This window comes from Kiloniella sp. (assembly GCF_048270245.1).
Classification (GTDB): Bacteria; Pseudomonadota; Alphaproteobacteria; order Kiloniellales; family Kiloniellaceae; genus Kiloniella.
In genome coordinates this window covers 188,158-214,444 of the sequence record NZ_JBLWTH010000003.1, presented here as the reverse complement: position 1 = coordinate 214,444, position 26,287 = coordinate 188,158, and the positions used below count along the sequence as shown (strand labels likewise).

The 26,287-nt window shown below is 45.5% G+C and carries 27 protein-coding genes; 11 read left to right on the top strand and 16 right to left on the bottom strand.

The genetic code is table 11. The features are described from left to right. The first annotated feature begins 82 nt into the window (after positions 1–82). Positions 83–1,036 carry an AEC family transporter gene (locus ACN0W5_RS08770; RefSeq protein ID WP_417453769.1) on the top strand — a complete coding sequence of 318 codons (954 nt, stop codon included), beginning with the start codon at positions 83–85 and terminating at the stop codon, positions 1,034–1,036. Here ACN0W5_RS08770 and ACN0W5_RS08765 read toward each other — a convergent pair. The 5 genes from ACN0W5_RS08765 to ACN0W5_RS08745 all read right to left on the bottom strand — a co-directional run bounded on the left by ACN0W5_RS08765 (position 1,018) and on the right by ACN0W5_RS08745 (position 4,436). Further along, a complete protein-coding gene (locus tag ACN0W5_RS08765) occupies positions 1,018–1,536 on the bottom strand; it encodes a DUF2867 domain-containing protein (RefSeq protein ID WP_417453768.1) in 519 nt (172 codons plus the stop codon). The genes ACN0W5_RS08770 and ACN0W5_RS08765 overlap by 19 nt on opposite strands. 87 nt (positions 1,537–1,623) lie before the next feature. Continuing rightward, the gene (locus ACN0W5_RS08760) at positions 1,624–1,980 is read right to left on the bottom strand and encodes a nitrile hydratase accessory protein (protein ID WP_417453767.1); all 357 of its coding nucleotides are present in this window, start codon (positions 1,978–1,980) and stop codon (positions 1,624–1,626) included. Next, on the bottom strand, positions 1,977–2,639 hold the full coding sequence (gene nthB / locus ACN0W5_RS08755) for a nitrile hydratase subunit beta (protein ID WP_417453766.1): 663 nt from the start codon (positions 2,637–2,639) through the stop codon (positions 1,977–1,979). The genes ACN0W5_RS08760 and nthB overlap by 4 nt, the downstream gene beginning before the upstream one ends. Positions 2,640–2,679: 40 nt before the next feature. Further along, on the bottom strand, positions 2,680–3,330 hold the full coding sequence (nthA, locus tag ACN0W5_RS08750) for a nitrile hydratase subunit alpha (RefSeq protein ID WP_417453765.1): 651 nt from the start codon (positions 3,328–3,330) through the stop codon (positions 2,680–2,682). 194 nt (positions 3,331–3,524) lie between these two features. Then, on the bottom strand, positions 3,525–4,436 hold the full coding sequence (locus tag ACN0W5_RS08745) for a LysR family transcriptional regulator (RefSeq protein WP_417453764.1): 912 nt from the start codon (positions 4,434–4,436) through the stop codon (positions 3,525–3,527). A gap of 97 nt (positions 4,437–4,533) precedes the next feature. Between ACN0W5_RS08745 and ACN0W5_RS08740 the strand changes: the two genes are divergently transcribed. Further along, positions 4,534–5,418: an NmrA family NAD(P)-binding protein gene (locus ACN0W5_RS08740; RefSeq protein ID WP_417453763.1), complete on the top strand. Its 885-nt coding sequence runs from the start codon at positions 4,534–4,536 to the stop codon at positions 5,416–5,418. A 163-nt stretch (positions 5,419–5,581) separates the two neighbouring features. On the opposite strand, the gene chrA is transcribed toward ACN0W5_RS08740, so the two are convergent. The 4 genes from chrA to ACN0W5_RS08720 all read right to left on the bottom strand — a co-directional run bounded on the left by chrA (position 5,582) and on the right by ACN0W5_RS08720 (position 9,466). Further along, positions 5,582–6,913, bottom strand: coding sequence for a chromate efflux transporter (gene chrA, locus ACN0W5_RS08735; RefSeq protein ID WP_417453762.1), 1,332 nt, complete (start codon positions 6,911–6,913; stop codon positions 5,582–5,584). Between the two features lie 24 nt (positions 6,914–6,937). Beyond that, on the bottom strand, positions 6,938–7,771 hold the full coding sequence (locus ACN0W5_RS08730) for a chromate resistance protein ChrB domain-containing protein (protein WP_417453761.1): 834 nt from the start codon (positions 7,769–7,771) through the stop codon (positions 6,938–6,940). 198 nt (positions 7,772–7,969) lie between these two features. Further along, positions 7,970–9,031, bottom strand: a complete 1,062-nt coding sequence (locus ACN0W5_RS08725; protein WP_417453760.1) for a permease — start codon at positions 9,029–9,031, stop codon at positions 7,970–7,972. Positions 9,032–9,169: 138 nt separating this feature from the next. Further along, positions 9,170–9,466, bottom strand: coding sequence for an ArsR/SmtB family transcription factor (locus ACN0W5_RS08720; protein WP_417453759.1), 297 nt, complete (start codon positions 9,464–9,466; stop codon positions 9,170–9,172). A 422-nt stretch (positions 9,467–9,888) separates the two neighbouring features. On the opposite strand from ACN0W5_RS08720, the gene ACN0W5_RS08715 reads away from it, so the two are divergent. Continuing rightward, positions 9,889–10,806 (top strand): LysR family transcriptional regulator, encoded by a 918-nt coding sequence (locus ACN0W5_RS08715; RefSeq protein WP_417453758.1) that lies wholly within the window; start codon positions 9,889–9,891, stop codon positions 10,804–10,806. A gap of 65 nt (positions 10,807–10,871) precedes the next feature. On the opposite strand, the gene ACN0W5_RS08710 is transcribed toward ACN0W5_RS08715, so the two are convergent. Next, complete coding sequence (locus tag ACN0W5_RS08710; RefSeq protein WP_417432696.1) at positions 10,872–11,543, bottom strand: orotate phosphoribosyltransferase; 672 nt, start codon at positions 11,541–11,543, stop codon at positions 10,872–10,874. Positions 11,544–11,762: 219 nt separating this feature from the next. Here ACN0W5_RS08710 and ACN0W5_RS08705 point away from each other — a divergent pair, with 219 nt between their 5' ends. After that, positions 11,763–12,578, top strand: coding sequence for an enoyl-CoA hydratase/isomerase family protein (locus tag ACN0W5_RS08705; RefSeq protein WP_417453757.1), 816 nt, complete (start codon positions 11,763–11,765; stop codon positions 12,576–12,578). A 255-nt stretch (positions 12,579–12,833) separates the two neighbouring features. After that, positions 12,834–13,271, top strand: a complete 438-nt coding sequence (locus ACN0W5_RS08700; RefSeq protein ID WP_417453756.1) for a hypothetical protein — start codon at positions 12,834–12,836, stop codon at positions 13,269–13,271. A 31-nt stretch (positions 13,272–13,302) separates the two neighbouring features. Here ACN0W5_RS08700 and ACN0W5_RS08695 read toward each other — a convergent pair whose 3' ends face one another. Beyond that, the gene (locus ACN0W5_RS08695) at positions 13,303–13,701 is read right to left on the bottom strand and encodes a PaaI family thioesterase (RefSeq protein ID WP_417453755.1); all 399 of its coding nucleotides are present in this window, start codon (positions 13,699–13,701) and stop codon (positions 13,303–13,305) included. Positions 13,702–13,741: 40 nt separating this feature from the next. Beyond that, positions 13,742–14,221, bottom strand: a complete 480-nt coding sequence (locus ACN0W5_RS08690; protein ID WP_417453754.1) for an Lrp/AsnC ligand binding domain-containing protein — start codon at positions 14,219–14,221, stop codon at positions 13,742–13,744. A 152-nt stretch (positions 14,222–14,373) separates the two neighbouring features. Between ACN0W5_RS08690 and putA the strand changes: the two genes are divergently transcribed. Both putA and ACN0W5_RS08680 read left to right on the top strand, forming a co-directional pair. Next, entirely contained in the window at positions 14,374–17,511 is a 3,138-nt protein-coding gene (gene putA / locus ACN0W5_RS08685) for a bifunctional proline dehydrogenase/L-glutamate gamma-semialdehyde dehydrogenase PutA (RefSeq protein ID WP_417453753.1), read from the top strand. Between the two features lie 131 nt (positions 17,512–17,642). Further along, positions 17,643–18,161: a hypothetical protein gene (locus tag ACN0W5_RS08680; RefSeq protein ID WP_417453752.1), complete on the top strand. Its 519-nt coding sequence runs from the start codon at positions 17,643–17,645 to the stop codon at positions 18,159–18,161. Between the two features lie 9 nt (positions 18,162–18,170). On the opposite strand, the gene ACN0W5_RS08675 is transcribed toward ACN0W5_RS08680, so the two are convergent. The 4 genes from ACN0W5_RS08675 to ACN0W5_RS08660 form a co-directional block, all read right to left on the bottom strand. Next, positions 18,171–19,571 carry a hypothetical protein gene (locus tag ACN0W5_RS08675; RefSeq protein ID WP_417453751.1) on the bottom strand — a complete coding sequence of 467 codons (1,401 nt, stop codon included), beginning with the start codon at positions 19,569–19,571 and terminating at the stop codon, positions 18,171–18,173. Between the two features lie 62 nt (positions 19,572–19,633). Continuing rightward, positions 19,634–21,034, bottom strand: coding sequence for a 50S ribosomal protein L11 methyltransferase (locus ACN0W5_RS08670; RefSeq protein WP_417453750.1), 1,401 nt, complete (start codon positions 21,032–21,034; stop codon positions 19,634–19,636). Continuing rightward, positions 21,031–21,288: a hypothetical protein gene (locus ACN0W5_RS08665; RefSeq protein ID WP_417453749.1), complete on the bottom strand. Its 258-nt coding sequence runs from the start codon at positions 21,286–21,288 to the stop codon at positions 21,031–21,033. The genes ACN0W5_RS08670 and ACN0W5_RS08665 overlap by 4 nt, the downstream gene beginning before the upstream one ends. A 254-nt stretch (positions 21,289–21,542) precedes the next feature. Continuing rightward, a complete protein-coding gene (locus ACN0W5_RS08660; protein ID WP_417453748.1) occupies positions 21,543–22,121 on the bottom strand; it encodes a hypothetical protein in 579 nt (192 codons plus the stop codon). Positions 22,122–22,282: 161 nt separating this feature from the next. Between ACN0W5_RS08660 and ACN0W5_RS08655 the strand changes: the two genes are divergently transcribed. The 4 genes from ACN0W5_RS08655 to ACN0W5_RS08640 are packed head-to-tail and all read left to right on the top strand — an operon-like array spanning position 22,283 to position 26,283. Next, positions 22,283–23,188 (top strand): glycosyltransferase family 2 protein, encoded by a 906-nt coding sequence (locus tag ACN0W5_RS08655; protein ID WP_417453747.1) that lies wholly within the window; start codon positions 22,283–22,285, stop codon positions 23,186–23,188. Positions 23,189–23,218: 30 nt separating this feature from the next. After that, a complete protein-coding gene (gene rfbF / locus ACN0W5_RS08650) occupies positions 23,219–23,992 on the top strand; it encodes a glucose-1-phosphate cytidylyltransferase (protein ID WP_417453746.1) in 774 nt (257 codons plus the stop codon). 3 nt (positions 23,993–23,995) lie between these two features. Next, positions 23,996–25,054 (top strand): CDP-glucose 4,6-dehydratase, encoded by a 1,059-nt coding sequence (rfbG, locus tag ACN0W5_RS08645; RefSeq protein ID WP_417453745.1) that lies wholly within the window; start codon positions 23,996–23,998, stop codon positions 25,052–25,054. Beyond that, a complete protein-coding gene (locus ACN0W5_RS08640) occupies positions 25,051–26,283 on the top strand; it encodes a methyltransferase domain-containing protein (RefSeq protein WP_417453744.1) in 1,233 nt (410 codons plus the stop codon). Before rfbG ends, ACN0W5_RS08640 begins: the two co-directional genes overlap by 4 nt. The last annotated feature ends 4 nt before the right edge of the window (positions 26,284–26,287 follow it).

Sequence of the window (26,287 nt, the reverse complement as noted above, 5' to 3'; positions counted from 1 at the left end):
AGCGGTTGTCGTATCAACAAAAAACTGGTCTAAGAATAAACAGATTTTTTACCCCTTTTCTATCCCTTAGGTGCAGGCCCCGATGCTGATTGTTTTCGAGAGTATCTTTCCCATATTTGCTATAATTTTGCTCGGATTTGGGCTGCGGAAAAGCAATTTTGTCCCAAAAGAGCATTGGCGGGTTCTGGAAGAGCTTTGTTTCTGGATATTTTTCCCCTGTATTCTGGCGACAACTCTGATCAAGGCTGATCTATCCGCTATAGAGCTGGGGCCTTATGTCTTTTCAGCTTTGGCGATGATGGTCAGCCTTGGTATTTTTACGCTGTTCTTATGGCCATTGCTTCGTGGCTTATGGGGGACGAGTAGGGGGCAGTTTTCAACAGTTTATCAGACCGTAACGCGGTGGCATGGCTTTATAGCTTTGGCCATAGTCTTGAAGCTTTATGGCCCAGAAGGTGGCGCGTTGATCGCCTTGGCGATGGCGGTCATGGTGCCGTTTTTGCAAATAACCAATATTCTGGTGTTAGCGACTTTTTCGGATGATGAAAATCAGTCGGGTCCCTCTTTGTCCAAAGTTGTCAAAACTATTGTTGTAAACCCTTTGTTGTGGGGTGTTTTGTCCGGGCTAGTCCTTAATCTTTTGGATGTGACTGTCTGGGAACCTGCTATGACAATGGCAGACCTTTTGGGACGGGCAGCGTTGAGTATGTCGCTTTTGGCTTTGGGGGCTGGGCTCAGCCTTAAGGCTGCACTCAATCCTTCGCGCGAATTGTTGGTCGGGTTGATTGGGAAGCTGCTGTTGACACCTGCTGTTATGGCGGGCTGGGCCTTGTGGTTTGGTATCTCTGGCCTGTCATTTTCTGTTTTGATGGTTTGTGCATCGGTGCCGACGGCGATGAACGGTTATTTGTTAGCCAAGAAAATGGGGGGCGATGCAGATCTTTATGCTGCGACCTCAACCGTGCAGACGGTGGTCTCGTTCTTTAGTATTCCCTTGGTTCTATGGCTCGCAAAGACCTATGCGAACGGGCTATGATTTCTATCGAGGTGTCGTTTAATACGTTTTAAGTCTGCCCGTACAATTAGTTTGTGAGCAGTTTCCACTGGAATCATATAGAGGCGCCCAAAAGCATTATGGGTTTTGACTGATGATGTAATTGTGAGTGTTGCTCTATCTGTTGTTATACAGGTCATGACATCCAGATGTCTGTCCCGTGCCGTAAGTGTCAGAACAGTAGGCGAAATGTGTTCTACGACGAAAAAATCGAGCTGATCACCTATCTGTAAATTATCTGGCCATTGTCCTGAAAAACCTTTGATAGGTTTGACGCCAAACCAGCCCGATATTTTGTCTCGCACACGAAATGCAAATTTCATGATTGGCGCTGGGTTGGAAGTGATCATTTGCCATGCCTCTGGCGCAGAAATTTCCCGGGATAGGATGACAGACTGCGTGTCAAAAAAGTTGAGTTGTTCCCTCGGGGCCAGTATCTGAATGTCTGTTCTTTTATAAGTAAAAAAGGGTTTTTGTGTCAAAAGGCTGATCGCGGCATGGAAATAACTACTTTATATCTATGACCGCGCTTTGAAGTTTCAACCATTTTTGTTCGCTGAGAAAGTACGCTATAACTCAACAGGCTGTCCGTGTGGTGTGCGAAGATAAGCGTTGCGCCATTCTTCTTTACGAAGGGACATTTCATCAGACTTGATGTTGTTTTTTTTGGTGACAATCTTCTCAAGTACATTGAGCCAATGGTTGTAATAGGTGTTGCCGAGATCCGGATCACCATTTGCTTGGGCAAGTTTGATTTCCTGACTGAACATATCTACCCATTCCGACCATGTGAAATGGCCTTCATCACAAAGGCGAACGGCTAAGGCAAAGGCTTGTGCTTGCCATGGCTCGGCAAAAACGGGGCCTTCTTCATCGGTTGGCAGCTGCGGTAAATTCTTACAAAAGTGTTGGGTTATATTGCTCATAGCTTTTCCATGTAACTTTGCCAGAGATCAACGTGTATGGTCGTATCGTTGCCATCGCCCCACAATTGGCTGCCGTCAAACGATACATTATAGAGGTGTTGGCCTGTTTTATTTCCCTGCGCATTCTCATCTGGAAAAATAAAGCTGCCATAATAATCGCAAATGGTACCTTCGTGTCCGCGAATGTATCTAGGGGCGCGCGTGTGTCCTGCGGGATTGAACTGTATGACCTTGATTTTGTCGCCGATCTTGAATTCTTTAGGATCATTGGTCGGCAAATCGCAAGGCCCCCCGGTCCAGAGGATATCCTGAACGGCTGACGCCGGGGCACATTTGTCTGTGAGTTTTTTAGGGGCTGGATCAATTGCTTTTCCCATTGCGAGTTCTTCGGATGAGATAACGCCCCGTTCCACCAAAAGTGTTTCCAGGCCAGTTAACCAGTTTTCATAATAACTGTTCGAAAGATAAGCCACGGGGTGTTGGCGTTCACGGGCAAAGCGAGAAATGTCAATGTTCCACTGTCCAAGCCACCCTGCCGTTAAGGTTAAGCCAAGAGCACGTTTTTCCCATTCCGCGTGGAAAATAGGCTCTTTGCGTTCAGGTTCCGGATTGATTGGCCCCAAGCCATGCATTCCACCTAGATCATGCGCGCCGTTCATAAAGTTTCTCCTGTCATAAGTATCTCTGGCTCTTGCATGTTTATGAACTAGGTTTTTCGTTTACTTCTATAGTTTGCAGTTTTTCAGGCATTAACGCTTGCTCGACACCGATCATGGAATTGCGTGTCACAAGTTTTTCAAGTTCTTCTGTCGTCCACCCATCAGTACCTTCCGGGCGCTGGGGCAGAACAAGGAAACGCATTTCTGATGTTGAATCCCAGACAGAGATTTTCACACCTTCGGGGAGCGTTGTGCCAAATTCTGCCAGAACACCTTTGGGATCGGATACAGCCCGTGCCCGGTAGGGCGCAGATTTATACCAAACAGGCGGCAGGCCAAGAACTGTCCAAGGATAACAAGAGCAAAGGGTGCAAACGACAAGGTTATGTCGGGTGTCGGTGTTTTCCACCACTTTCATGTGTTCGCCCTGACGACCTGTATAACCCATAGAATGTATGGCCTCGTTGGCATCAGAGAGTAAAAGAGATTTAAAGTCAGGGTCTGTCCAGGCGCGCGCAACAACTTTGGCACCGTTCCGGGGGCCGACTTTTGTCTCATAAGTCTCGATAATTTCATCTATGGCAGCGGGATCAACTAACCCTTTTTCAACAAGAAGCGATTCAAGTGCTTTGACCCTGAGTGCAGGATCAGAAGGTGGATCGGTATGGTCGTGTGAATGATCGTGTCCCATGGTACGCCCGGTTTTGTGTGTTTTTAATGATGCTGATTTTGATGGCTTAAGAATTATGCTGGTGAAATTATGAAACAAAAATTTTCATAAGTACAACATCATAAGTACAAGGGCTGTATAAATAAGGAATATTGATTTCATTTATAATATGACGTTCCAATTATGTATCTTAATCACGTCAAAATCGTTCATAATTAATTCACTTCAGAACTTACTTCCATGATCAAGTTACGTAACCAAATATGGGCCGGATCATTGTGTCGTCTCTCACTCCAAATTATTGATGGACTAAAACGCTCTATTTCTAGCGGTAGTTCAAGTATTTCTAAGGGCATTGACGTTGCAATCCGATTGGCGAGGCGACGTGGAAGGGATAGGATCATATCGCTCTCGGCAACCAACATCGGGGCGGCAAGAAAGTGAGGGAGCTTTATAGCTATCCTCCGGCTCAGATTTAGCTGCTCTAGGGCTTCATCCACAACATTTTTCCCATGGCCTGTAATTATGACTGATATATGTGATAAAGCGATGAAGCACTCTAGGTTCCAGTGCTTGGCAAGTACGGGGTGGCCTCGACGAACCAGGCAAACAAAATCTTCATCGTATAGCGACCGTTGATGAAAACGAGCAGGCAATTTATTATAAACTCCAACCGCTAAATCCACCTCTCCTTGCGCCACCAATTTCACATTATCACCCGATGGCGCAGCTATCTCTAAGTCAAGGTTTGGTGCTAGCGTTGCTAACTTTGATAGCAACTTAGGCATTAGTAACAATGACATATGGTCGTTAGCTGCAATAGATATTCGACCCGTCGCCTCACTAGGCGAAAAAATCGATGGGGCAACAATTTGTTTCGCTTCTTCCAGTAACTTTGCCACAGGTTCAGATAAGAACGTAGCCCGAGGCGTCAACTCCAAACCCTGGGCTGTAGGAATAACCAGTTTATCACCCAACATATGTCGAAGACGCCCCAAACCACGGCTTGCAGCCGGTTGGCTAAGGCCAAGTTTTTGGCCAGCTCGCGTGACACTGCGCTCTTTTATTAAAGCGTCAAATAGCTTCAGAAGGTTAAGGTCAATATGAGAGAAATTCACTTCACGCATTCTTGTTATTCTATCTATGCATTTGGGTAATGATGGTATTATTTATATGATTTTAAATACGAAATCTACTTTGATTATACCATAGTGAGAGAAAATTATGACTAAAACTGAATTATATGCTGTGAGTGGCGTTAGCGGACGTACCGGGGCGGCCGTGGCGCGTACTTTACTCGCGGCAGGTAAACGTGTGCGAGTGATCGTGCGCACCCCAGATAATGGGACTGTTTGGGCTAGTCAAGGCGCTGAGGTCGCTGTAGCAAGTCTTACAGACATGTCAGCATTAAGTAACGCTTTATCAGGTGCCGCGGGCGCTTACATTATTAGCCCACCACAATACTCACAGGAAGGTCTTTTTAAACAAGCTGAGATTATGGCTGACACGATTGCCGAAGCATCAATTAAAGCGCAGTTACCAAAACTGGTTGGCTTATCATCTATTGGAGCAGACAGATCGAAAGGTGTTGGTTGGATCGGCATGAACAGAGCATTAGAGCAAAGCCTAGAACAAACAGGATTGCCCGTCACATTTCTACGTGCAGCTTATTTTATGGAAAACTGGATACCTATGGTTCAATCCGCATTAAAGCAGGGGAGTTTATCGAGTTTTCTCGCGCCACTTGATAGGAAAATTCCGATGATAGCAACGGATGATATCGGCCGGATCGCTGCCGAAGCCTTAAATGAGGATTGGAATAAAGTACGTGTAATTGAACTGGAAGGGCCTACGTCATACTCACCCAATGATTTAGCAAATAGCTTAACGCAAAGTTTGGGGAAAGTTGTCGATATCAAAGCTATCTCTGAAACAGACTGGGCTACAGCGCTACAGGGGTCAGGAATGTCAGCAACTGCTATCGGTGGTTTTATTGAAATGACGCAAGCTCTTAACTCTGGCCACATTGATTTCATTGATAGTGCTGAAATTGATCGGCGAAAAGGCAGTATTACTCTTGATGATATCGTGACCGAAATATTGTCATAAGCTGTTTTCATTGATTTGAAGTTCGGAATGCGCTTCAAATCAATTTTTAGGGTTATACACAATTACATAATTTCTGACTTTGTTTCGTATTTTTTGTGGTATTTGTTAAAGGCCGATGCTCTTTTCCCATAGAGCATCGGTCATACATTTGTTGAGGTATTTATTATAATCCGATCCAGACCAGTCCGGCTCCGCTAAGAGCAGAGATCAGTAAAACGCGGGTCAGGCTCCAATGAAGCTTCAGGATCAGAAAACCACAGGCTGAAGAGAGTAAAATAACCCGCCAGTCCAGTGAACTTAAATCAGGTACCCAGACATTGAAGGGGCCGTATGTCTCGGCCTCTACTTTGGAAAAGAAAACGTGTAAGCCAAACCAGATGGATAGATTTAAAATCACACCAACGACGGCAGCTGCAATACCACTCAAAGCACTGCGCAATCTTGGTTGAGTCCCTATCCAGTCGATGTATGGAGCGCCAACAAAGATCCAGAGAAAACAGGGCGCAAACGTTACCCACAGCGTTACTAGAGCGCCAAATAGACCAAGGCTCAGGCCGCCTTCGCGGAAAGCGGCAATAAACCCGACAAACTCGGTCACCAAGATCAAGGGGCCGGGGGTGGTTTCTGCCAGTCCGAGCCCGTCCATCATTTCCCCGGCTGTTAACCAGCCAAAATGAATAAAAACATCCTGAGACATGTAGGCAAGAACAGCGTAAGCACCGCCAAATGTAACTACAGCGAGTTTGGAAAAGAAGATCCCGATGTCATTCAGGATCGACTGTGGCGCGAAGACGTTGAGCAAGACAAGCGGTGTTGCCCATATGACAAGCCATAAGATAATGGTTCCAAGGGTTTGCTTGAGATTACGGGTGCGGTTTTTGATTTCTTCGGGGGCGGTTATATCAGCATTGTTGCGCAGGAACCCAAAGAGGGCAGCAACGACAATGATCATTGGGAAGGGAAGGTTTAGAAAGAAAATGCCAATAAACGCTAGCCCCGCAATAATCCAATGTTCCGGCAAATGCAGGACTTTCTTGGCGACGCGATGAAGGGCCTCGATAACAATAACCAAGACACAGGCCTTCACACCTAGGAACAAAGCATTTACAAGTGGGACATCGCCAAAAAGGGCATAGATCGTGGCAAAGGCCAGCACGACCAGCGCGCCGGGGATAACAAAAAGTAACCCTGACAATAATCCCCCCAAAAAGCCGTGTAGTCGCCACCCTGTATAGGTGGCAAGCTGCATGGCTTCAGGTCCAGGCAATAGCATGCAAAAACTAAGAGCATTGAGATATTGTCGTTCGCTTAGCCAAGGCCGCTCCTCGACAATCATACGATGCATTAAGGCAATTTGCGCTGTTGGACCACCGAATGACAGCAGTCCAATCTTGAGCCAGACATGAAACAACTCACCCATAGAGGGATGAGTTGAGGACGCAGCGGTTGCCTCTTGAGATGCTGCTTCTGGTGATAAGCTACTATTCTTTGTCATATTGTTTTCTATAGAGTGCATGACTTAATCCCCTTTTGAGGGACGTTGGGAATTGGGAGCAGGCCAATCATGGCTTTCGCTGGTGGCATCGCGCGCCCAGCGGTAAAAGGCATCATAGAGCGCCATGCCAGCATCCAATTGCTGCAGATCATCACGATACATGCGTGATAATCCCAGAGATGCGGCAAGAAGCCCCGCAGCTTCCGGGGCCAAATCATGTCGGTTGGTATCTGCGCCGCGAACAATTGTTGCCAGTCGCTTGAGAGGTTCTGTTTCAAGGCCGAACTCTTCTATCATCGTATCGAATGTGCATTTCTCGCCACGATGGCTCCAATAAACATCTTTAACATCAAAGGGAGTAGCATTGAATTTCTCTGCGACATCCAAAACTTCAGATGCTGTTACATAAAGAATTTGGGCATTGCGGTCGATAAAGCGACGGATTAACCAGGGACAAGCCAGACGGTCAATCTTGGGCCGCAATCTGGTCACCCATACGGTTCGTCCCTCGATATTTCTATCTGGAATTCTCTCTACAGGAACCAGTGGGTTGTTTGTTTCTTCCCACCCGAGAAACCCGCCTTCCAGGCTTTCCGTTCGCACGTCAAGATCACGCAAAATAGCTGCGGTTCCTTGGCTGATCTTTTTTCCCTTGTGACAGGTGACGACCACATGTTGATTTTGCAGGGATGGTGCTAGCGCAGCGATGCTTTGAAAGGGATAGCGAAAAGATTGAGGAATAAGTCTTGGATCTTTGGCAAAGTCTTCGTCAATCCGCAGGTCGATAATAACCGGAGCGTCTGGTGTGCCGACGAGGCGGGATAATTGAGATACTTTAATTTCATTTGGTGATGGCATAGCGCATCCTCTCACACATTTGGTGTTGAATTAGGATGCGAAACTTGGGCTGTCGCCTCACGGGGTGTTCGCAACCCCATGTCACAATTCTACGCGGTTATTTTCTGAGGTCAATCGAGCTTTGGTGAAAGTTTAAATTTAATAGTATTATAAGGGCCTTAGATAATGCTAAGGCCCTTATAAAGTTTAAGCGTTTTCCTATAAGGTTAACCAAGCTGTGAAGGCGTAACCCGATACGATCGCACCAAAAAGGCCGAGCAGAAGATAGAGGACGAAAACGGGTTTCTTGACCAGTGCATAGACACCCATCGCTGCTGGGATGGAGGAAACTGATCCCGCGAGCATAAAGGTCATGCCTGTACCAGCCCCCATACCAAGTTCAATCAAACTGTTTATAGTCGGAATGGCTGCGTAGCCGTTCAGATAAGCAGGGATACCGATAAGTGCACCCAGCGGAATAGACCACCATTGCTCGTCACCAAAAAGCAGAGCAACTTTATCGACAGGCAAATAGGCAACCATTAGGCTTTCGAACAGGAAGGCGAGTGCCAGCCACTTGAAAAGGAACCAGCCATTGGTCATTGCTTCGGTTTTGAAGGTTTCTGTTCGTTTGGGATTGTGCCAGAATTTCCAATAAACAGTTGTGTCTGGTTTTGAGCCACTGTCTTTTTGGTCAGTGCCACAGCTTGTAGCGCACGACGATCCGCATCCACTTGCTGTTTGCGGACGCATGATTTCCTGAAAATAACCCGACCGGACCATCAGGTAAGCGATAATGCCCCCCGTTGTTCCCATCAAAAAGGCAGCAATGGTTTTGAAGGTTGTGAACTCCAGCCCAAAAACGGCGCTGGTCAAAATAAACATTTCCGGATCCATGAGGGGAGAGGAAATCCAGAAGGCCATGACCGGGGCCAGTGGAACGCCTGCCCGTAGGAGGCCGGAAATCAACGGAATGACCCCACAGGAACAAAAGGGAGATAGCGTGCCAAATAATGCTGCAATGCCGATACTGACGATGGGGTTTCCCGATGTTGTCGTATTGATTTTGCTGTCGAGATTACTCGCTTTTGTATAGGCCGCGACACCAATTGAAAGTACAATAAAGGGAAGAATGGCCACTATGTTTTTTGCACTAAAAACAATCGAAGGCCAAAGTTGACTTTGATCGAGGATGGCAATCAACACAAGGGTAAGCAAAAATGCGAGGATAACTTTGTCCAGCCGCAAGTTGTTCCATTTTGTTATTTCAAGGAAAGACATAACATTACCTTATTTCTGGAATTATCGAAATATTTAAACAAGCTTTATTCAACATGGATCTCTTCTTCTAAATTATGGCCTTATTCGTTTAGAGGTTAAGTTCTCTAAGACTAAGTTCTCTTAAGTTAAATTCTGGGTTCAAGCTTCTTGAAGCCCATTACAGCAGTCTTCCATCAGATACTCCAACAGACTGTTTGTCAGTTGATAATCCAGTCGGCATCGTAAGATCCGACCTTCACGTGACTGGATCAGAAGTCCCGATGTCATCATGTGTGAGATATGGTGTGATAGTGTGGAGTGTGGCATATCCAGCTCTTTTTGAATATCGCCAACCGCAAGTCCTTCGTCCCCGGCCTTAACCAGCAGGCGGAACATCGCCAGACGTGCCGGATTACCCAGTTTTGAAAGGCAGACTGCTGCTTTATCCAGTTCCATATCACCCTCAGATATTATTTCTGTATTTATCGAAATAATGTCTGAGGGGCTGTTTGTCAAGCCATCACATACAGATCTTGTATGATTGAAGGCGGGTTTTGTATATTAGAGCTCTGAAAAACGTTGGTTATGGAAGAGGATGGGTTCTTAATTTTTGCGGTCATCAAAGATAGTACGTTGCCTATTAGCAAGGTTTTTTGACTTTGGTTGCGACTTTACTGAATATGATGGTTTTTAGCGCCGTAATAACATGACGTAACAGGTCGTGTGCAGTCTTACTACGTTCTATTCGGGCTATATGTTCATATGAATTACGCGGGTGTAACATGAGTATCTCCTTTTCATTAGAAAGAACTATCTCATGATTAATTTATTTGTATAATTGGGATGATTTAAACAACACCTTTCAAAGTTTTGGTATAATGCGTCTTGATGATCTCAGGTTTTTTGTGCGAGTGGCAACTCTGGCGAACCTTTCTGCTGCGGGGCGAGAGTTTGGTCTGTCACCGTCTGCGGCCAGTGCACGATTGGTCACGCTGGAAAAGTCTGTTGGCAGTCAATTGATGTCGCGGACAACGCGGTCAATTGCGCTAACAGAAGCGGGGCAGGTCTTTAAAGGTCATGCCGAAGCTGCGTTGAATGAAATAGACACAGCGATAGATCGTATGGATGAAACGGCCACTGAACCGCGGGGGCACCTAAAAATTTCATGTAATATGTTTTTTGGTCGAAAGCATATTCTTCCCTTTCTCAACGAATTTACCGAACGCTATCCAAAAATTACTTTGGAGATGAGTTTTTCTGATCGTCTCGTGGACATGATTAAAGAGGGGTATGATCTGGCAATTCGCGCGGCTAAATTACCTGATTCAACTTTGCGGGCACGAAGATTAGCCGGAAATCCAAGAGTTCTGTGCGCTTCACCGGAATATCTGGCGAGAAAAGGGGCACCGACCTGTCCTGATGATTTAAAGAAACACGATTGCATCGGGGTGAGCTTTATGCCGACCTGGTATTTTCAGGGGGGTAATAAAGAAATTAGCTGCTCTATAGAATCTTCAATTACTGGGGACACAGGTGACTATGCCTATGATGCCGCTTTGCATGGTTTGGGCTTAACAGTCAAATCGGTGGCGCATGTTTGGGAAGATCTTAGGGATGGGCGTTTGGTCGAAGTGATGACTGACTACCCTGTTGCACGTTCCGGCGATGTCTGGGCTGTTTATCCCCCTGGCAACTATACGCCTTCGAAGATAACGGCATTGATTGATTTCTTGCGGGACAAATATGGATCTCCCCCTTATTGGGAAACTGATTACAGGGAAGCGAGAAATGATTAATTTTATAACGAAAAAAGGTGGCAAATATGCCACCCTTTTTGTTCGTATGGTTCAGGATTAGCGAATTAATCCGCTTTTCCACCGTGTTTGCTGGACCATTCATTTGGACTGCTTAGGAATGAACGAACAGTGACAAGGTTATCATTTTCGAGGTAACCTTTTTCTTCGGCAACTTTTAAGGCATCCCACCAAGTGGCTAGGGCATGAAGTGTTACGCCTTCTTTGGCGAGATCAGTTACGGACTGTGGGTAGATGCCATAGTGGAAGAACACGAAGGTATGGTCACATTTACCGCCTGCGTTGCGGATTGCTTCGACAAAATTAAGTTTTGATCCACCATCTGTTGCGAGGTCTTCAACCAGAAGAACGCGGCTGCCTTCTTCCATGTAACCTTCGATTTGCGCGTCACGGCCAAAACCTTTTGGTTTTTTGCGAACATAAAGCATTGGCAGACCCATGCGTTCTGCAATCATTGCCGCAAAAGGAATGCCCGCGGTTTCTCCACCCGCAATAGCATCAATTGATTCATAGCCGATATCACGTTGGATCAGTTCAACGGCCATGTCCATCAGCTTTGCACGGGCGCGGGGGAAAGAGATAATCTTCCGGCAATCAACATAAACAGGACTGATGCGACCAGATGTAAAGGTAAATGGGTCTTCCGGACGGAAGAGAACAGCTTCGATTTCCATCAGAATTGAGGCTGTTGTTCTGGCGGTTTCGGTAATTTTGCTCATCGAGTATCCGATCCTTGGGTCAGTTGCCGATAGCTCTTTGTTCACAGCTATCCGAATAATTTTGATCTATTTACCTCTTGCGTTGCCATGCTGCAATATTTTTCCCCGTTGGGGAACGTAAGTCAAAAAACATTCATGTAAGTAATAGCATCCTAAGGTGAGACTGGTTATCTTATTTCAAAGCTGTATTTGCCAAACGAGACCTGTTCGCGAGGAAGAATGTCTGAAGGTTCTGAAAAGAGTAATAAAGGAAATAACCAAGATACTGTCTTGGTTTGGCGTGAAGATGATATTGCGACGGTTGTCTTGAACCGCCCTGAAAAGCTGAATGCTTTTAATTTGGCTATGTGGCAAGACCTTGGAACTGTTATGCTTGAACTCGGTGCTGATGAGACATTGCGGTGCGTTGTCATTCGAGGCGCTGGAGGGAGAGCTTTTGCCGCGGGGGCAGATATTGCAGAGTTTCGGAAGGTTCGTTTTTCATCACAACAAGCTGCTGATTATGCCAAGCCAATGGACCGTGCAGCGGATGCCATTCGTCAATGTCCACACCCAACCCTTGCCTTTATCGAAGGGGCGTGCATGGGCGGCGGGTTGGAAATTGCCGCGCAGTGTGATCTCAGGATAGCCAATCGCTCGGCAAGGTTTGGTATTCCGGTTAACAAAATTGGGAACGTGCTGCCTTACCCGGCGATGATTGCTTTGGTGGGGCTGGTCGGGCGAAGTGTTACAATGGAACTTCTTTTGGAAGGGCGCATTTTTTCGGCCGAAGAGGCGTATATAAAAGGGCTGATTGGTCGAATTGTCGAAGATAATATTGCTGAAGCGGAAGTCTATAATTCTGCGAGACGTATTGCAGAAGGCGCGCCGTTGGTGGCGCGTTGGCATAAAAAACATGCTTCACGGGCGCAAGAGGCAACGCCTTTGACGGCGGAAGAGTTGGCTCAACCCTTTCTTTGTTGCGATACCGCGGATTATAAAGAAGGGATAGCTGCGTTTCTTGAAAAGCGAAAACCAAGGTTTACAGGTGCCTAAAATAGCGAAGATTGGTCAGAGTTGTATTTGCAGCTTGCTTCTCTGGAGGGCTTTTCTGTGCACCTCATTGGGGGTATTTAATTATGGTATCTGGCGCCTATTGAAGTTTTAATCTCTATCTTCGTATCAATAAAAGTGATTATACTTAAAGCGTTTGGTCATAGGTTGTTCTCGGTGTGTTTTTGAATTGGCTGGTTTTGTATGTATAAAATGCTGGATCTGAATGAGATCCCAGAGAGTTCTCCGATATTTTTTATGGCTTCCTATTATGATCGGCTGCCGAGATTAGAACCCTATGATTCGGAACAGTTACCTCTCCCTCTATGGTCAGATTTTAATCCGGTAGAAATACGAAAAATTTTAGCTTGGACAATGGTGATCCAGCGAAATGAGGCCAGTCCGTCCGGTCATCTTATCAAACTTGAGGGCGATAAAATAATAGAAGCTTCCGGTGTCAATTCCATGGGGAAAACGTTGGCTGAAGCGTTCGATCCTGAAATGGCCCAGATTAAGTGGCAAGAAATGGAAGATGTGGCGCAGCAGCGGCGTACATCCTTTACTCTAAGTCCTGTCCCCCGATCAGATCGGTCTTTTATTGATCTGTATCGTGGATGTTTCCCCTTTTGTGATGCGCAGGGTGAGGTTTGCCGTCTGGTGATTATCGTTGCGCCCGTGAAAGATGTCGTACGGTAATCATGTGCAGGCCGTTGTTAAGGCCTGAAGATTAGAATAATTTCATGACAGCTTCGCCATGACCAACGAGTTGTCCATGTTGGTTTTTCACATCACAAGACAAAAATTTGATATGTTTGCCGCCACCTTTTAAGATGCCTGTTGCGACTAATTTATCATCGACCTTAGCAGCCGAAGTAAATTGCGTGTTGAGGGAGAGGGTCACGGCACGACGACGTTTTTCTGGGTCTGGATTGTGGATCAATGTGTAGCCACAAGCTGTGTCAATTAGGGTCGCGAGAACACCACCATGCATAATGCCTGCGCTGTTTAAGTGGCAGTCTGCAATAGTCAGGGCAATGCTGGCTGATCCTTCGCTCCACTCAGCAAGGCTATAGCCCATATGTTGTCCAAAATTACTCAGGTTTTCGTGTGGGGTTGATGTATTCATAACAGTTCCATGTGTGACAGGTGTTCGTCAAAAGATGGGCTTAGAAGTTGTCTTTAACCGGAAGGATATTCGTATTTTTGACTTCTTCCATGACAACATAACTATGAGTTTGGGAAACCCAGGGTGTTGCTGCCAACTTATCCCCCAGAATGCCACGATATTCTGCCATGTCAGCTGCCCGAACCTTGATAAGATAGTCGAAACCACCTGAAACCATATGGCATTCCAGAACTTCCGGAATTTCCATCATTGATTTTCTGAACTCTTCAAATGCGGCAGAGGTTGTCCGTTCAAGGGTGATCTGGACATACACCAGCAAGCTCGCATTTATCTTCGCCGGATTCAGCGAGGCCATATACCCTTTGATGTAGTTGCTTTGCTCTAGCCTTTTGACCCTTTCAAGGCAAGGGGTCGGGCTAAGGTTAACCCGACGTGCCAGTTCTACATTTGAAATCCGTCCGTCCTCTTGAAGTACCCGGAGGATGTTGCGATCTATTCGATCCAGCTTTCTTTCACTCATGAAGATTATATAACTATAAAATACGTAATTTACTAGAGATAATATTGTATATTTTATGAATATGGCAGCATATATCGCTGCATATGGGGTATAATGCTTCCAGATATGAATACGAAACACGCGCCTGAACGCGGTATCTGGGATTTACTAACATGATTATCGATAAAGAATTGGCTCATGCTACGCCTTTAATGGAGGCCTTGCGTCTAGCTTATCGTATGGATGAAACGCAAGCGGTAACCGACTTGGTTAATGCACTTGATCTACCAAGTGATGCGCTGGACAGGATTTCGGCTCGTGCGCGTGATCTTGTGAAGGAAGTTCGAAAATCGCGTGTAGGACAGGGGGGCATAGACGCCTTCATGCACGAATTTGAACTGTCGTCAAAAGAAGGCGTTGTTCTGATGTGTTTGGCCGAGGCATTGCTTCGGGTTCCCGATAGCGAAACAATTGATAAGCTCATCCGTGACAAGCTGTCATCAGCTGATTGGAAAGCGCACCTGGGTCACAGTGATTCCCTGTTCGTGAATGCGTCTACATGGGCGTTGATGCTAACGGGCCGTGTGGTGAAGATCAAAAAGGAAGAAAGCAACGATTTTTCTGGCCTGTTACAAAGAATGGTTCAGAAAAGCGGAGAGCCTGTTATTCGTAAGGCTGTACGACAGGCAATGAAAATTTTGGGTCGTCAGTTTGTCATGGGGCGTGGGATCAAAGAGGCTTTGAATCGCGCTATTGACGACGAGAAAAAAGGCTATCGCTATTCCTATGATATGCTCGGCGAAGGCGCCCGTACGATGCCTGATGCCGATCGTTATTTCGAAGCCTATCGTGCTGCCATTGCTGGAATTGGAAAAGCAGCCGCAGGAAGAGGCTCTATTAACTCTCCGGGTATTTCTATAAAGCTTTCGGCGATCCACCCACGGTATGAATTTTCCCATCGTAGCCGTGTCATGAACGAAGTTGTCCCTCGTTTAAAAGAGTTGGCTTTGGATGCCAAGAAATATGACATTGGTTTAACTGTTGATGCGGAAGAAGCTGATCGTCTTGAAATTTCATTAGATGTTCTCGAGGCTGTTTCCGGCGATCCTGATCTCAAGGGGTGGAATGGGCTTGGATTGGCGGTACAGGCCTATCAGAAACGTGCGCCATTTGTGATCGACTGGCTCGCTGATATGGCACACCGTCACGGACGTCGTTTGATGGTCCGTCTGGTTAAGGGCGCCTATTGGGATACCGAGATTAAAGTTGCGCAAGAAGAAGGGCAAGAGGGTTACCCCGTCTATACCCGCAAGGTTTCTACGGATGTGTCTTATCTGGCTTGTGCCCGTAAGATGCTGGCTGATCCTGAAGCTTTTTATCCGCAATTTGCATCTCATAATGCGCACACGATTGCTTCCATTATGGAGATGGCGGGGCCAGAACAGGATTTTGAATTCCAACGACTGCATGGCATGGGCGAAGCACTGTATGATCAAGTGGTTGGTCCGGCTGGGAAGGGCTATCCGGTCAGAATATATGCGCCAGTTGGTAGCCACGAAGATCTTTTAGCTTATCTTGTTCGAAGGTTATTAGAAAACGGGGCAAATTCATCTTTTGTGAACCGAATTCAGGATGAAAAGCTGCCAATTGACGAGATTATTGCAGACCCTATCCTAAAGGCACGTGGTCTGTTTAACATTCCGCATCCACAAATTCCTTTGCCATTACACATGTTTGGCACAGAGCGTCACAATTCAAAAGGTCTTGACCTTTCTGATGCGGTCCAATTGTCCAAACTTGGAACAGAAGTCCGCAAATTTGCAAATGAAGGTTGGCATGGAGCGCCGATCATTGGTGGTATTGAACAAACAGGTATTATGCATACTGTAACTTCACCAAGTGATCGTAGAAATAATGTTGGAGAAATTTCTTGGGCTGATGCGCAGCAGGCCGAAAATGCTTTGGCCCGTGCAGATCGCGCTTGGTGGGGGTGGGATTTGACCCCCGCAACGGTTCGGGGGGATTGCCTTGAAAAAATGGCTGATCTACTCGAAGAAAATACAGCCGAATTCATCGCTTTGTGTATGCGAGAAGCGGGAAAAACCACGGCTGATGCTATCGCTGAAATTCGCGAAGCAGTTGATTTTTGTCGTTATTATGCGGTGAAGTGTCGTCAGGATTTTGGTGACCCCCTTGTGATGCCTGGACCAACGGGCGAGCGAAATGAATTATCCATGCATGGGCGAGGTGTTTTCCTTTGCATTAGTCCTTGGAATTTTCCTTTGGCAATCTTCTTGGGGCAGGTATCTGCTGCCTTGGCTGCGGGGAATGCGGTGATTGCAAAGCCGGCTGAACAAACAAGTCTTGTGGCTGTTAAAGCTGTAAAGCTTTTCCATCAAGCAGGTATTCCGGGTGATGTCTTGCATCTTTTGCCCGGGGATGGGCCGACTGTGGCTGGGCCGCTTTTATCCGATGACCGTATCAAAGGTGTTGCTTTTACAGGGTCGACTGAAACGGCAAAGCTTATCCAGCGGGCTTTGGCTGCACGTGAAGGGGAAATCGTTCCGCTTATTGCCGAGACCGGTGGTCAGAATGCTATGATTGTGGATTCAACCGCATTACCTGAACAGATTGTGCGGGATGTGCTGGCATCTTCGTTTCAATCTGCGGGACAACGCTGTTCCGCTCTGCGTGTTCTTTTCTTGCAAGAGGATGTGGCGGATAAAATCCTCGCCATGCTTGCCGGGGCAATGGATGAATTGACGATAGGGGATTCATCTCAGCTTTCGACTGATGTCGGACCTGTGATTGATGAAGACGCTGCGGCAATGCTAAATGCCCATATTTCTCGTATGAAAACCGAAGCAAAGGTTATACGCGAACTTCCTCTTCCATCCGGCATATCGAACGGGACATTCGTCGCCCCTGTTGCCTTTGAAATAGAGGGGCTACACATGCTGAAAAAGGAAGTGTTCGGTCCGGTCCTACATGTTATTCGCTATAAGGCTTCGGAGTTGGATAGTATTATTGATCAGATTAATAACTCTGGCTTTGGACTGACACTGGGTATCCATAGTCGTATCGATGAAACCGTGGATTACATTGCGCGCCGTGTTCGGGTTGGGAATACCTATGTAAATCGTAACCAGATTGGGGCGATTGTCGGGGTGCAGCCCTTTGGCGGCATGGGATTGTCTGGAACAGGGCCGAAAGCGGGTGGTCCCCGGTATCTCCACCGTTTTGCAACGGAACATTCTATCTCGATTGATACAACGGCAGCAGGCGGAAATACGTCACTCATGACACTTTGATTTTTATGGGCTGATTTTTGTGCGTGAAAATTAGAGAGCCCGGTTGTTGTCCTTATCTGGATGGCTGCCGGGTTTTTTATTGCCTTACGTATCTTATGAACTATCTTGGTGTTGCTTTTCACTGATGGCGCATGAAGAAACGGATACGCAATTTGCATGAAGATGACCTGACAGAGTTTGTACAAGCTGCTATTCGTGCGGATGAGAAACCTCTCTGGTTTGCCCAACCCCGATTTTCCCATGTTTGGCATCAGGAATATAGATCTCCAATCACAACGTTCTTTCTATACGGTACGTTAGTCATGGCTTTGCTGAACGTCCTTGTCTTTATTTTGGGGGGGCTGTCGACATTGCTGGGTATTGTTATGGTTTGTAGCTTGGGTGGTATGATACTCAGGCTTTGTTGGATCTATTATTTAGGGCGGCGGCTGGTTTATATTCTGACAACCAAACGGTTGGTTTTTTTTCTGGAATCCGCAAAACCGATTGAATACAAATCTTACCCATTGAACGCTATTGGAACACCGGAACGCATCAAAGGTAATGATGGGTATGACGATGTTATTCTACCAGCTATTGGGGATCGTTTGTTAGGTGTATCCGATGGTGATGCTGTTGAGAGTTTGATCGTCGGTCATCAACACGTGTGATGTCTTTTGCTAACATCCGGAATTCAGCATGTCTTGGGTGATTTCAGTTGCCTGTGAGGGGGCTGACCACTCTATGAATCTTGATTCACTTGGTAGAGGCGGGAATGTTTGCTCGGAAATTGCCGAAAAGATTTCGCGATAGGTATTCACGATATTGAATTCTGTGTTCTCGTACTTTGCAAATCCCGATTTGATGCTTTCAACATTTGTATAAACAGCAAAGAAAGTTGTCATTCTTTCGGGAAGACAGGATAAGCTACTGCTTTCCTGATGCATATGAGCACCGGGGCCATGGTCTCCGTGTATAAGAATGATCAAGGGTTTGTCATTCGGAATTTGTATAAGTTGCTTCAGTAGTGCTTTTTCTACGTATAAGGCCTTTTCCCGATATCCCTTAATATAATTTTTCTGTTTTTCTTTCGACCCTTTGATGTAGTGAGAACCATCGCTCAGATATACTGCTGGGGTCTCGATCGAGGTTCCATCTCTTGAAATAGTGAAGGGTGGGTGAGGAGCCAGAAGGTGTTGGTAGTAGTAAAAAGGAGGTGCTAGGTTCTGGATATTTTCAGGCTTCAGTGCTGACCTAAGCTGCTCGTTGTGGATATTGGCAATCAGGTCAGTTCTATATCTTAGTAATCTGGCCTCAAGTCCGGTTAACAATTGTCCGTTTGGTTTGAGCTCAGTTGCATTATCAAAATCGACGTAAGCATATCCCGATTTGGTATAGGTATAATTATATCCGTTACTGCGTAGTATCTGGTGTGCGGGGCCATTTGTAATGGTTTCGCCTAGTCTGTAACGATAGTGCTGCGGATCATCCCTTTTATTTGGTAGGGCGATGTAGCCGCCCGACATAACAGATGCCATCGTGAACAGTGTTTGGTTAAAAGGGGTTGTCACGTCGGAAAAAACTTGAAATCCACGTCGCGTTAGTTCATCGCGAAAGCTTTGGTTATTGTGTCCGTAAAGATTGTTCAGAATTTCTGAAGATCCGTACCCATCAAGTACAATGTGAATAATTGAGGGCTGTTGCTTTATTGATATTTTCTCGAGCGAAGCAGAGGACGTTTTCACAACGCCGTCGTTGGCATAAACGTTTTTAAAAAGAGAATACACAAAGGTTGGAAAAAGAAATATTCCCAAAATGTTGGATAGAATGACCATTTTTTTAAATGGGATTTCACGGTCGAGTAACCAAAAAACAAAAAGCGATACGATCAAAATGGATGGATATATGGGACCGTTAAATAACTTTAGGCCGTAAGCTGATAGAATAACAATAACCATTGCCGGAATGGTATTTTGTTTTATCAGCTTACTCGTCGCCCAGAACAGAAAAACAGTAAGGTTTAGAATTATAAAAGCTGCTCGATGAGCTTCATCGATCGGGTGGACCCCTGAGAATCTCATATAAGGGATACAAGCAAGAAGGAGAGTTGGTCCGATAGGAAGTAAAAAGAATCTCTGCACTATTATGCTCGTTTGTACCAATATAATGTCCGACCATCTTTTGTAATCTCGTTTGTCTTTACAATGGTTGCGCAATCGGACAATGCGCTCTCAAAAGCAGATTGCGTGTAGTTTGAAAAGATATCCTCTCTCATTAAAAGCATAGCTTGAACTGTTGGGTCTGACTTATTCACAAACTCTATGATTCCATTGGGGGCAAGCGATATAAGCCAGCTAACGACTTGTGGCAATGGAATGTTCTTTCCGATAGCAAGATGGTGTTCAAAAGCCAGAGCTAGAATTGCATCCGGCCTCGCGCGTTCGACAAAACCGACTCTCTCTGATTGTCTCCAACCTTGATTTGGGCTGGGGTTTGCAGCGTCCAGATACAGGGGCAATAAATTTAAAGATTTATCCGTTGCTCTTTTGAAGGCTTTCTCAATGGCAATCTTATCAAAATCAAATCCGATGCTTTGGTGTGCACCAGCCTTGAGCGCTACTTCCGAAAATGCACCACTGTTACACCCGATATCATAGATAAGATTAGGCTTGGTTGATTGAACGAATTCGGTGATAAAATCCGCCTTGAGCTTATTTTCATTGTCGTCATAGGTGTTTTCTTCAGCATAACTTCCCCATGTGCTGCTGGCCGTATTCTTTGGCTGAAGAGTTGATATCCATTTTTTAAGTTGAACCAGTAAGCTTTTGTAAGTTGTTTTGGCGATCCCTTTTCGATCACTTATCTTTTTTGTTTCTGATAGCTGTGTGGTTCTTGCTTTTGCTTGAAAGCGTGCCGGGAGCACGACGTGGCTGAGAATATTAAGCGAAAGCTTATGACGGAGCCGAAGAAGCTTGGATAGATCTTCATTTGTTATGCCCTCTTGAGTGCCGCGAAACCAAGCGTTATGGGGAACATCTAATTTTGCTCTTAGTAGCAAGGGGTTTAAGAACTGTTCACAAAACTGACGATGTCCAACCCAATATTCCCTCTCCGTGTAGGGTTTAAAGGAAAGGTGATCTATAAAGATGGGTTTGGGGCCAATAAATTGGATGTTATAGGCACTGGCATCTGTGAGAATGATATCTTTTTCTAAGGCCTGTATGGCAATAGAGAGGTGCAATAAAGCAGCCTCTTTTAAAAGGTTGAAAGACCACTCATAGGGATAAGATATATAATCAAGGCGCTTGTGTTCCAAAACATATTCGGCGTGGGGGAATAGTTTTGTTATTTCAGGATCTTGAACAATTTCAAAAGGCACAAGATCTTTTGCATCAACCAAAGCTGTCAAAAAACCTGTCGCATGAACTTTCGAGAATGCAGATGCGCCGTATTGGGTAACAGTGCGGAATATACGGCCTTCTATCTCATGAACTTGTCCGGCAGGGTCACGAAAAGATCCGTCGAGTATGGCTGGTTTTGTCACTTGGTGTCGCTGTTGCTATCGGTTGGTTCTTTGTGAAAAATTCGATTGAAAAAAGCTTTTACTTTTGCCCAGTATAACGCACCAAAGGTTGCCGCAGCTGCAATTCCCCCGATGATGGATTGAATGATAATACTGCCTGTTCCTGGGTCAAGATAAGCATAAGCAGGTTGTGCTGTATTCAAAAACACAACAAAAAATCCCACTAATTGCAGGGCCTTGGAATAATTCATCACGAACACACTTTCATCATCCATCCCGGTTATTTGAACCAGTTTATTTAACACTCTTGCCGTAAAATCCGGTTAAAATTTTACGGTGTCATCTTGATAAGGCTTAGCAGAAGATATTTAAGATTGTATTTATAATCTGCTGTATTTTAAGTAATGATGAAGTGTGTCCTAGTTGGTGAGCAGATCGTCCTTACTTTGAATAAGCCAAGGATTGTGTTTATTGGTGCCGTGTTTTCTTAAAATGGACTTGTTTCAGAAATAGTCGATCAACGTTATCTCTAAAGCTGTCGTTGCCTGTTAATTGCTGCTGTAACATTCTCAGCGTCGTAAATTCCCTTAAAGCCCTTTTTCACTTCGTGTACGGACTTGTTTCTTGATGAACGTCCATCTCGGTCATTGTTGGAAATGGTCGTTATTAATGTTTTTGTGAAATAGACATTCCCAGTGCCGTCTTTGTTTTCGGCATTTTCTACAAATTCCAATTTATCCAGATCATAACTTTCAACAGATTTGTCTTTGTAATCGTTGATAATCAATAATCGCTTGTCCGTAATCGCGTAGTAAGTTTGTTCTGCACGCTGTCTCGCTTCCGCTGGTTTATTCAAGAGCTTTCGGGCGATGAAAAGAAGCGGTAACGCAAAAAAGACGAGTGCGAGTGCGGGTAAATTCCCACTGGAAAAACTGGTGTAAATGACGCCTAGTATCCATAAAACGATCAAACTGATTATGACTTTTCCGGCAATTGCTGCTTTGATTTTCTTTCTGTAAAAACGCTCGCTTACTGGGCGATCCGCCCAAATCAGTTGTTCATTCTCAATAAGTTCGGAACGGACGCGCTCCAATGGATCGTTACTCAATCTGATAAATTCCGTGTTTATGGGTTACCAAAGCTCTTTTCCTAATATCTACCTATACGTTATTTTGTTACCCATAGCTATATTGAACACGGAATAATTCTTGCTATCACAAGGGAAGGTTTCTAAATTGTGCGAAATCTTTTTTGTGGAAAAACTTTGAAATGACGCCCAAAGATATCTGGTCGAGAGTAACTGTTTTAACTGTTACTCATAATGGTGGTGAAGTCATCGGTAATATGTTGAAAACGGTACCTTCCCAGATGCCGTTAATTGTTGTCGATAATGCATCAAGCGATGACACACTTGATATCGTTCGGGCAGTCGCACCTCAGGCTCGGTTAATCCTGAATGAAGTGGGACTGGGGTACGGTAATGGCATGAATTGCGGTTTGCACAATGTGGAAACTGAATTTGCATTACTTGTTAACCCTGATTCAATTCTTAGTGAAGATGCAATCATTAAATTAATCGAAGCCGCAGATCAGTTCCCGGATGCAGGATTATTTGGACCAGCTATTCTTAATCCTGACGGGTCAGTTGAACTTTCGCATGATGTGAATTTGTTTAACAGAGGCGCCTTGGGTAAACGTGTTGGCGAAATCCATCCTGAAGGCCCTTTAAGCGCTGATTTTGTGACCGGGGCAGTTATGTTATTGCGCATGGATGCTGGTCGTGCGGTTAATTTTTTCGATCGGGAAATTTTCCTTTATTACGAAGATGATGATATTTGTATGCGTCTTCGTAAGGCTGGTTACGGTATTGTTCATGTACCAGATGCAGTGATTACGCACATAGGCGGCGGGTCGGTGAGACCAAACAGGGCGTATTATTGGGAAAAGTTTTGGCACATTTCGTGGTCCAGATTTTATTTTGAAAAAAAACATCGCGGCATGTCCGCTGCGCGAAGTCTGGCGCTAAAGTATGCTTGTCGTTATGCGTTCAAAGCTTTGGGATATGCGCTTGTATTAAAACGCAGCAAAGCGTGGCGAGATGCTGCTCGCTTTTCTGGTGCGATTGGGTTTTTGTTGGGAAAACGGGCATCAGTTCTTCCGGCCGTCGTAGAATAAAGCCGCCATAGAATAAAAAGGGTATTAATAATGAAAGCAGTACTTCTCGCGGGTGGGCTCGGGAGCCGGATTTCAGAAGAAACGCACCTTAAGCCAAAGCCGATGGTTGAAATCGGTGGTATGCCGATTTTGTGGCATATTATGAAGATATATAGTAGTCACGGTATCAATGAATTCATTATTTGCCTCGGCTACAAAGGGTATGTGATCAAAGAATATTTTGCGAATTATTTTCTGCATAACGCGGATGTAACGATTGATCTGGAAAATAATCAGCTAGAATATCACGCGTCTAAAGCTGAATCGTGGAAAATAACATTGGTTGATACGGGACCCCACACGCAAACTGGTGGACGTGTCAAAAGAATTGCGCCTTACTTAAATTCTGATGAACCTTTTTGTCTGACTTATGGTGATGGTGTTGGAAATGTGGATGTTCGCGCCTCAATAGAGGCACATAAGAAAGCCGGGCGTAAAGCAACAATGACTGTTGTGTCTCCGCCGGGTCGGTTTGGAGCCGCGGTAATCGAAGGGGACGGTATTTCAGCTTTCGCCGAAAAGCCACAAGGGGAGCGCGGACGGATCAACGCAGGTTATTTTGTCTGTGAACCATCGGTTATTGATCTTATTGATAACGATCAAACAATCTGGGAAAAAGAACCTCTGACAGCTTTGGCAACCAGCGGTGAATTAACCGCTTTTTCTCACGAAGATTTTTGGCAGCCTATGGATACCCTACGCGAGAAAAATGAACTCGAAGCAATGTGGGCAAGTGGAAACGCACCCTGGAAAACCTGGGGGTAAAACATGAAGTTTGATCCTGAGTTTTGGCGTGGTCGACGGGTTTTACTCACTGGTCATACAGGTTTTAAAGGCGCATGGCTTAATCAATGGCTCCGTACCATGGGGGCTGATGTCATCGGGTTCTCTCTTGCTTCGGAAACCGATCCAAACCTTCATACACTTTTGGCCCACAATGACGAGAAGAGCGTTATTGGTGATTTGCGAAGTTATTCGGATGTACAGACGGTTGTCGAAAAGCACCAGCCACAAATCGTTCTGCACCTGGCTGCACAGGCCTTGGTTCGCCGGAGTTATCGTGACCCACTAGAAAGCTTCGAGACAAATGTTATGGGCACGGCAAACCTGTTAGACGTACTAAGACGATGCCAATCTCTTGAAGCTGTGCTGGTTGTTACTAGTGACAAGGCTTATGAAAATGATGAAAGAGGTGTTCCTTTTTCAGAAGGCGATGCGTTGGGTGGTAAAGATCCTTACAGCGCGTCTAAGGGATGTCAGGAAATTGTAACCCACAGTTTTGCGCGAAGTTATTTTGCGGATAAAGGAATTCCTGTTGCGACTGCGCGGGCCGGAAATGTTATTGGTGGTGGAGACTGGTCCGAAGATCGTTTGATGACTGATCTTGTTATAGCTCTTTACGAACAAAAGGATATTGTTCTTCGTAATCCACTGGCGACGCGTCCATGGCAACATGTTCTTGAGCCTCTTGGTGGGTACTTGCTTTATGCGCAGGCTCTAGCGACGGGAAAAATGACACTGCCGGCCTTAAATTTTGGTCCATATGGCTCTGACAATGTGCAGACTGTTGTCGAAAAAATGCTTGATCTATGGGGCGGTGAAAATTCCTGGTTGTTGGAAGGGAAAGAGCAGCCCGCAGAAGCGCATGCACTTGCCCTAGATATTTCCAGAGCAGAACAAAGCTTGAATTGGCATCCCCGCCTTGATCTGGACGAAACCCTCAACTGGATCGTTTCCTGGCATAAAGAACACGCTGTGGGTAATTGTGTTAAAAACATTACGCAGCAACAAATTGAAACTTTCCAAACTTTATTGGCGAACGAATGAGCATATTGACTTGCCGCTCTTGCGGTACGGAATTGAAGCACACCCTTCTTGATTTGGGTAAAACACCTTTGGCTAATTCCTATGTCGAAAAGGGTAAGGAAAGCATCCCTGATTCACAATACCCGCTCCACGCTCGGGTTTGCAGCGAGTGCTTCTTGGTTCAGGTCGAAGATGTCGTGCCGCCTGAAGATATCTTTTCTGACTACGCTTATTTTTCGTCCTATGCATCCAGTTGGGTCGAACACGCGAAACAGTATGCGAAGAAATCGTCCGAACGCTTTGGTCTAAACAAATCAAGCCTGGTGATTGAAGTTGCTTCCAATGATGGTTATTTGCTTCAGCACTTTGTTCAAAACGGCATCCGGGTTCTTGGAATAGAGCCTGCTGCCAATGTTGCTATAGAAGCGCGAAAAAAATCGGTGCCGACAGAGGTCGCATTCTTTGGCTGCGAAACGGCACGTAAAGTTAAGGAACAACATGGGGCAGCAGATTTGATGGCTGCCAATAATGTGTTGGCGCATGTGCCGGATATTAATGATTTTGTTTCCGGGTTTGAAATTCTTCTCGCAGATGATGGTGTCGTCAGTTTCGAGTTTCCTAACCTACTGAACTTAATCGAAAATGTTCAGTTTGATACGATTTACCACGAGCATTTTTCGTATCTTTCACTTTTTGCGATCGAGAAATGTTTTGGACGGAACGGGCTGCGTGTATTTGACGTTGAAGAACTGGAAACCCACGGTGGATCTTATCGTGTCTGGGCTTGTAAGGCGACAAGTAACAGAACTGAAACTGAGAACCTGCACCTTATTCGTCAAAAGGAAAAAGCAGCTCATCTGGATAGCCTCGTTGGCTATGAAAATTTTGAACCCAGAGTTCAAAAGCTTCGCGAAGAACTACTGAATTTTCTTCACAAGGCGAAGGGTGAAGGTAAATCGGTTCTTGGTTATGGAGCTGCGGCTAAGGGAAATACTCTACTGAATTATTGTGGCGTGGGGGCGAACCTGATTTCTCATGTTGCTGATCTTAACCCGCATAAACAAAATACTTTGTTACCCGGAAGTCGTATTCCAGTTATTGCGCCAACAGAAATCGCGGAACTCAAACCGGATTATATCCTGATACTGCCGTGGAATCTCAGGGATGAAATATCATCCTCTCTATCCTATGTAAGTGAATGGGGATGTAAGTTTGTTGTACCTGTACCGACGACAGAGGTGATTTCTTGAAATT